The sequence below is a fragment of the Bartonella sp. AC62GZZY genome (genome assembly GCF_042196525.1).
Taxonomy (GTDB): Bacteria; Pseudomonadota; Alphaproteobacteria; order Rhizobiales; family Rhizobiaceae; genus Bartonella.
Window position 1 is genome coordinate 564 of the sequence record NZ_JBHIQN010000068.1, and the last position, 241, is coordinate 804.

Here is a 241-nt window from a genome sequence, read left to right on the forward strand (position 1 = left end):
TGTAAAATTAAGAGTAAAAAGCTTCCAAATCTTCCCTACCAGATACATCATTCAACTTGGCTGAGTTCTCTTGTTAAGCGTGCAGTTTCTTCTGCTTTTGCTCTTACAAAACGTCCGAGAAAAAGATAAACAACCGGTGTAACATAAAGCGTAAAAATAGTTGCCAACCCCAGACCACCAACAATAACCCAACCTAAAGCTATACGTGCTTCTGCACCAGCACCTTTTGCTAAAACCAAGG

Annotated in this window: 1 protein-coding gene; it reads right to left on the minus strand. The window is 40.2% G+C overall.

What is annotated here, in order from left to right:
- Positions 1 to 47 precede the first annotated feature (47 nt).
- Positions 48 to 241 (minus strand): efflux RND transporter permease subunit (locus tag ACFIML_RS09190; protein ID WP_375688025.1); only part of this gene is annotated, 194 nt, incomplete at its 5' end.